Below are 6,116 nucleotides of genomic sequence, written 5' to 3' on the forward strand. Positions count from 1 at the left end.
CGTGACCGACCCGAACACGAACTTTCCCTCGGCCCCGACAACCCTGCGAAGGAGGCTCGTCCACCGAGTACCGCGGACGGTGCGGCAGCACTGGAAAATTGCTGCCACCCTGCTGGTGTTCGTCGTGGTGATGGCGACCGTGTTCGGGTCGACCCGGATCCGCCCGTACATCACCGGTGATGCAACCGTGATCGCCTCCGAGATCACCGAGAACGTCCAGGGCACGGTCGATCTGTTCGATCCCACTGTGTCGCACTCCATTTCGATCGACGTTGACGTCGGCGACTACCAGACACTGAAGGACTCCTTCCAGAACGAAGGGGTCAAGGAGTCGGTACCCGCAGACATCACCATCGACGGAACCCTGATCGCCGACGTCGGTATCAGGTTGAAGGGCAATTCCACGCTGGCCACTCTCAGCAGCGACGACGGCTCGATGCCCGGGCGCGGCGGAGGTACTGCCGGGACATCCGGTCGACCAGCACCTGCAGACGGTGCAGCCATGCCCGAGGGTGCAGCCATGCCGGAAGGTGGGGCCATGCCCGGCGGTGCTGGGATGAATATGTTCGGGGAGCCGCTCAGTTTCGATGCGCCCGAGGATCTTCCGTTTCTGATCGACTTCGCGGAGTATTCCGAGGGGCGGGCCTATCAGGGTCACGCGACGCTGTCGCTTCGGCCGTATACGCCCGCTTTGAACGAGTCGGTGTCTCTTGCGATCACCGAGGCCTCGGGTCAGGCGACCCAGGACTTCACCTACACCACGTATTCGGTGAACGACTCGGCCGAGACGACGCGGCTGGTCGTCGTCGCTCCCGACGACGACTACGCCAACTCCCTGGAGGACGGCGACGGGGTGCTGTACAAGGTCGGTGCCGAAGCCAGTTTCACGTACGAGGGAGACGATCAGACGACGTACGCCGAGCAGTACACCCAGATCAACGCTCTCGGCACCGCGGACCTGCAACCGATCATCACGCTGTTGAAGTGGCTCGACGGTGCCGATCAGGCCGAGTTCGATGCGCATCTGGCCGACTATGTCGATGTCGACTCACTGGCGAATTACCTTGCCCTGCAGAACTTGCTGGGCAACGGCGACGACATGGGCGGCCCGGGAAAGAACTTCTACCTGTACTACGACCTGGACTCGAAGACGTTCTCGGTCGTGTCGTGGGATCTGAATCTGGCTCTGAACTCAGATTCCACCGCCGGTGCGAACGACGCGGTGTCGATGATGCCCGGTGGCGGCGGGGCAGGTGGCGGCGGAATGCCGCAGATGCCCGAGGGGTTCACACCGCCGGAGGGAATGGAGATTCCGGAAGGCGGGGGGATGCCCGAGGGCGGCCCGATGTTGGGTAATTCGCTCAAGGACATGTTCCTGGACTCGACCGAATTCACCGACGAGTACGACGCTGCCTTCCGCACCATCTACGACGAGCTGTGGGCGAGCGGCCGAGTGCTCGACATCGTCGACGAGGTCACCGCATCCATTCCGACGTCGGCGGCGCTCACTCAGGAGGAGATCGACGCCGAGGCTGCGGAATTGAAGTCACGGCTGCAGATTCGCACCGATGCACTCGCCGACGATCCTGTCGTGACGGGATCGTCGTGATGTCTCGGCGGTCAGCGCAGGGTCAGGGTGTCTGTCGGGGAAACTTCGCGGCGAGGATCGCGCAGCGGCAAGCCGTTGATCAGGACCATTCCCTCCATCACGAAGGAGGCGGCCTGCGACAGCGTGCGCGCAGTGCCGGTGGCGACCAGCAACTCGGGAACAGAAGTTCGACCGTTCATGAGCTGATGCTGCTCCCGCGCAGTGACCGCCGACGCTCGATCTCGTGGCGGATAGGCGACGGTCGGATGAACACTCGGAGACGGAGGTTTGGCGTGATCGTCGCTGCGTGCGGAGCCGGTGCCTCGGTACTCGCGTCGTGCGCGTCGGCCGAACCCCCAGCAGCTGCGAGATTCGAAACCTGGTGCACCCCCACCGACTCGGGCCTGTCCGAGTTGTCGGGTCTGGCGTGGACGGGCGATACCGGCTACGCGATCGGGGACCGCGGTAGTGACGATCGGCTGGCGGTGCTCGACCGTGCCTGCGAGGTGACCGGGTGGGTCGACGTCGGAGTCGAGACGGTCGACGTCGAGGACATGGCCGTCGACAGCGCGGGGATCGTGTGGCTCGCCGACACCGGTGACAACGACAGCGACCGGGAGAGCGTCACGTTGATCGGCGTCGACGTGGCCACCGACCGGCGCACCTCGGTCACGATGCGCTACCCCGACGGCGCACACGACGTCGAGGCGTTCGCTCTGACGCCCGCCGGGCAACCGGTGCTGATCACCAAGGTCTCGGGCGGTGCGGCCGCGTCGATCTACAGCAGTGACGAAACCATCGACACCACAACGACATCCATCGATCTGGTCCGTTCCGGAACGGTGTCTGCGACTGCGCCGGACGGGTCGAGCAGACCGATCACCGGTGCAGCCGTCGATGCCGACGCCACAGTGGGGGCACTGCGAACCAAGAAGGATCTGTTCGTCTTCGAAATCGCCGACGGTGATGTGCCCGCGGCATTCTCGGGCGCTCCCGCCCGTGTTGTCGAGGGACCCGATCAACCACAGGGGGAGGCCGTCGCCTACACCGACGCGGGTGAACTGCTGCTCGCGTCCGAGGCCGACGGAGCCACCGAACTACCCCCGATCGTGTTCGCGGAGCCGAACTGAACGCGGCGTCGCCCGACCATGCACACCCACCGAAGGAAGGTTCGATCCATGAATCTGTTCGACAAATTTCGACCCAAGGCCGCTTTGGAGAAGCAGGGTGCGTCGCCGGAGGACCTGAACACCGAGCCCACCGGTTACCAGCAGACCGCCAGCAAGCTGCACTCGTTCAATCGGTACGAGATCAAGTATTTCGTTGCCGAGGCCGACGTCGCTCAGGTCCGTGAAGAACTGACGGCACGGATGGACACCGACCCGTTCTCGCCCAAGGGTGGCTACCCGGTCACCTCGCTGTACTACGACACCACCGATCTGCGGTTCTACTGGGAGAAGATCGAGGGCCTGAAGTTCAGGCGCAAGGTGCGGGTACGGCTGTACGGGGCGCCGTCCGAGTGCACCGACGACACGCCGGTGCAGATCGAGATCAAGCAGCGCGTCAACAGGGTCACCCAGAAGCGCCGAATCTCGTTGCCCTACGACGTTTCTCAGCGGTGGCTCAACGGCCGCGAGGAGATAGAATGCGATCCCAGTCAACGCCCGTTCGTCAACGAGGTCAGCACGTTGATCGCCAATCTGGATCTGCGTCCGATGGTCACCACCGGTTATCTGCGCGAGGCGTACATCGGTCGTGAGGCCGACCTCGGTCTACGGGTGACGATCGATCACAAGGTGCACGGTCGGGATCGCGACTTCCGATTCGATTCCGGTGCCCAGAACCGCTTCATCATCCCGCCCAAGCTCGCGATCCTGGAGATCAAGGCCAACGAACGAGTGCCGTACTGGGTGACCGACATGACGGCACGGATGAACATGTCCGTCATCCGAGTCTCGAAGTACTGCCAGTCGATCGAGGCGTTCGAGATGGCACCTCGATCACGCGCCGGTGCGCCCGAACTGGTCCTGCCCGCCGATGCCGACCACCGCGTGCCGTCGGATCTGCTCGAGCCCTACGCCGGCGCTCGCCGGTAGCCGCACCATTCAGGAGACGAAAGATGTTCGCACGCTTCAAACCCAAGTCCGTTCTGTTCTACGACCTGTTCAACTCCTCGGCTCAGCTGTTGGCCACCGGAGCCAAGACGTTGACCGAATTGCTGGAACCCGCACCGGAAATCGATGCGGTGGCGCGTCGAATGGTCGATCTCGAGCACGAAGCCGACAGCGTCACCCACGATCTGTTCCGCACCTTGAACTCGAGCTTCATCACTCCGTTCGATCGCACCGACATCTACGTCCTCGGCTCGAGCCTCGACGACGTGATGGACCACATGGAGGCGGCGACACATCTGCTCTCGCTGTACCGAATAGACGAACTGACCCCGCACATGCACGAGATGATCGACATCCTCGACCGGTCGGCCAAGGTCACCGCGGATGCAATGCCGAGGCTGGCGTCGATGAAGGATCTCGAGCGCTACTGGATCGAGATCAACGAGCTCGAGAACCGGGCCGATCATGCCTATCGGACTTTTCTGGCGGATCTGTTCGACGGCCGATTCGACGCATTGACCGTGATGAAGCTCAAGGGAGTGGGCGACGAACTCGAAGATGCCGCAGACGCTTTCGAGAAGGTCGCGCACGTCATCGAATCCATCGTGCTGAAAGAGACGTGAGTGCGCGGTGGTAGCACTGGTTCTGGTCATCACCCTCGCGATGGCGTTCACCTTCACCAACGGCTTTCACGATTCGGCCAATGCCATCGCGACGTCGGTGTCCACTCGCGCACTCACCCTGCGGACGGCGCTCGTCATGGCCGCAGTGGGGAATCTGCTCGGTTCCTTCTTCGGTGCGAAGGTCGCGTCGACGGTGGGAGAGGGAATCATCGCCCTCGACGTCGGATCCGACGCGTTGCTCGTGGTCGGGTGCGCCCTGGTCGGTGCCATCGGCTGGAACCTGATCACCTGGTGGTACGGGTTGCCGTCCTCGTCCTCGCACGCATTGGTCGGCGGCATGGTGGGAGCTGCACTGGCCGGCGGAATGACGGTGCTGTGGGGAGGCGTCGCGACCAAGGTGATCCTCCCGATGATTGTTTCTCCTGCAGTCGGTTTCGTGCTCGGAAGCGCCGCGATGGTGGCCATTCTGTGGATGTTCCGACGATCGTCTCCCAGTGCCACCAGCCGCGGATTCCGCCGGGCACAGACGTGCTCGGCAGCGGCCATGGCTTTCGGACACGGAATGCAGGACGCAGCGAAGACGATGGGCATCGTGGTGCTGGCGTTGGTCGTATCGGGCAATCAGGCCGACTACACGATTCCTCTGTGGTGCTACTTCCTCACCGCGACGGTGCTGGCGGTCGGAACGGCGACCGGTGGGATGCGGATCATGCGCACCCTCGGCCGCAAGATCATCGAACTCGACCCACCCCAGGGGTTCGCCGCGGAGGCGACGGCGTCGTCCGTGCTGTACGTGGCATCGATCGGACTGGGAGCGCCGGTGTCGACCACCCACGTCATCTCGTCGGCGATCATGGGAGTCGGAGCAACCAAGCGTACGACGGCCGTGCGCTGGGGGACGGCGGGAAACATGTTCGCAGCGTGGGTGACGACGCTGCCCGCGGCGGCTGCCGTCGCCGCGCTGACCTACGTGGTTGCGGGGGTGATTCTGTGAAGCGGGGAGCGGGTCGGATATCGATGGGCGCTGCACTCTGCCTGATGGCACTGAGCGCAGGCTGCAGTTACGAGATGACGTCGACCGAGACCGGCACCGGCATCTCGCGTGACGTGCAGGAGGCCAGGGACGGATTTCTCGAGACTCCGGGAATGAGCGAACTATTCGACGACCTGTACGGGCAGGGCATCGGCACCACCGTCAACGAGGTGTTCGCATTGGGCATCTACATTCCGGGTTTCTGTGAAACCCGGGCTCAGCAAGGACTGTCCGAGGGGGAGGCCGTCGCCGAGGTGACCGATTCGCTCGGTGCTACCTACGAGAAGGGGACCGGTGAGCCCTGGGCCGAGCCGATAGTGCAGGCCGCGAAGGACCACGTCTGCGAGTGAGCGGGCCGAGGGTGTCGGTGGCCTGTGCGAGCATGGAACGGTGGAGTCCACCGGTAGACCCGTGGCGAGCATCATGCACGCCGACCTGGACTCCTTCTATGCCTCGGTGGAGCAACGGGACGATCCGCGGCTGCGCGGTAAGCCGGTGATCGTCGGTGGGGGAGTGGTGCTGGCCGCCAGCTACGAGGCCAAGGCCTTCGGGGTGCGCACGGCGATGAGCGGTGGGCAGGCACGCGCGGTCTGCCCGCAGGCCATCGTGGTGCCGCCGCGTATGAATGCCTACTCGCAGGCGAGCAAGGACGTGTTCGACGTCTTCCACGACACCACCCCGCTGGTGGAGGGCATCTCCATCGACGAGGCATTCCTCGACGTCGGCGGGCTGCAGAAGATCGCGGGCAGTGCCACCGA

8 protein-coding genes are annotated in these 6,116 nt (G+C 64.0%); 7 read left to right on the plus strand and 1 reads right to left on the minus strand.

The window, feature by feature from the left end:
* Position 1 precedes the first annotated feature (1 nt).
* Complete coding sequence (locus tag A2J02_RS22470; protein ID WP_331712158.1) at positions 2-1,609, plus strand: CotH kinase family protein; 1,608 nt, start codon at positions 2-4, stop codon at positions 1,607-1,609.
* A gap of 11 nt (positions 1,610-1,620) precedes the next feature.
* Here A2J02_RS22470 and A2J02_RS27895 read toward each other — a convergent pair whose 3' ends face one another.
* Positions 1,621-1,788, minus strand: coding sequence for a S4 domain-containing protein (locus A2J02_RS27895; protein WP_156516342.1), 168 nt, complete (start codon positions 1,786-1,788; stop codon positions 1,621-1,623).
* 93 nt (positions 1,789-1,881) lie between these two features.
* Here A2J02_RS27895 and A2J02_RS22475 point away from each other — a divergent pair, with 93 nt between their 5' ends.
* The 6 genes from A2J02_RS22475 to A2J02_RS22500 form a co-directional block, all read left to right on the plus strand.
* A complete protein-coding gene (locus A2J02_RS22475; RefSeq protein ID WP_068053811.1) occupies positions 1,882-2,718 on the plus strand; it encodes a hypothetical protein in 837 nt (278 codons plus the stop codon).
* 48 nt (positions 2,719-2,766) lie between these two features.
* Positions 2,767-3,684: a polyphosphate polymerase domain-containing protein gene (locus tag A2J02_RS22480; RefSeq protein ID WP_068053816.1), complete on the plus strand. Its 918-nt coding sequence runs from the start codon at positions 2,767-2,769 to the stop codon at positions 3,682-3,684.
* Between the two features lie 23 nt (positions 3,685-3,707).
* Positions 3,708-4,325, plus strand: a complete 618-nt coding sequence (locus A2J02_RS22485) for a DUF47 domain-containing protein (RefSeq protein ID WP_068053819.1) — start codon at positions 3,708-3,710, stop codon at positions 4,323-4,325.
* A 7-nt stretch (positions 4,326-4,332) separates the two neighbouring features.
* Entirely contained in the window at positions 4,333-5,319 is a 987-nt protein-coding gene (locus A2J02_RS22490; RefSeq protein WP_068053821.1) for an inorganic phosphate transporter, read from the plus strand.
* A gap of 44 nt (positions 5,320-5,363) precedes the next feature.
* Entirely contained in the window at positions 5,364-5,708 is a 345-nt protein-coding gene (locus tag A2J02_RS22495) for a hypothetical protein (RefSeq protein ID WP_068053824.1), read from the plus strand.
* Positions 5,709-5,781: 73 nt separating this feature from the next.
* On the plus strand, positions 5,782-6,116 hold a 335-nt coding region (locus tag A2J02_RS22500; RefSeq protein WP_442971498.1), incomplete at its 3' end, for a Y-family DNA polymerase.

Source organism: Rhodococcus sp. EPR-147, from assembly GCF_001647185.1.
GTDB lineage: Bacteria > Actinomycetota > Actinomycetes > Mycobacteriales > Mycobacteriaceae > Rhodococcoides.

Coding starts and splice junctions, on each gene's coding strand:
- A2J02_RS22485 (WP_068053819.1), top strand. CDS start 3,708: ATGTTCGCACGCTTCAAACCCAAGTCCGTTCTGTTCTACGACCTGTTC.
- A2J02_RS22495 (WP_068053824.1), top strand. CDS start 5,364: ATGGCACTGAGCGCAGGCTGCAGTTACGAGATGACGTCGACCGAGACC.
- A2J02_RS22480 (WP_068053816.1), top strand. CDS start 2,767: ATGAATCTGTTCGACAAATTTCGACCCAAGGCCGCTTTGGAGAAGCAG.
- A2J02_RS27895 (WP_156516342.1), bottom strand. CDS start 1,788: ATGAACGGTCGAACTTCTGTTCCCGAGTTGCTGGTCGCCACCGGCACT.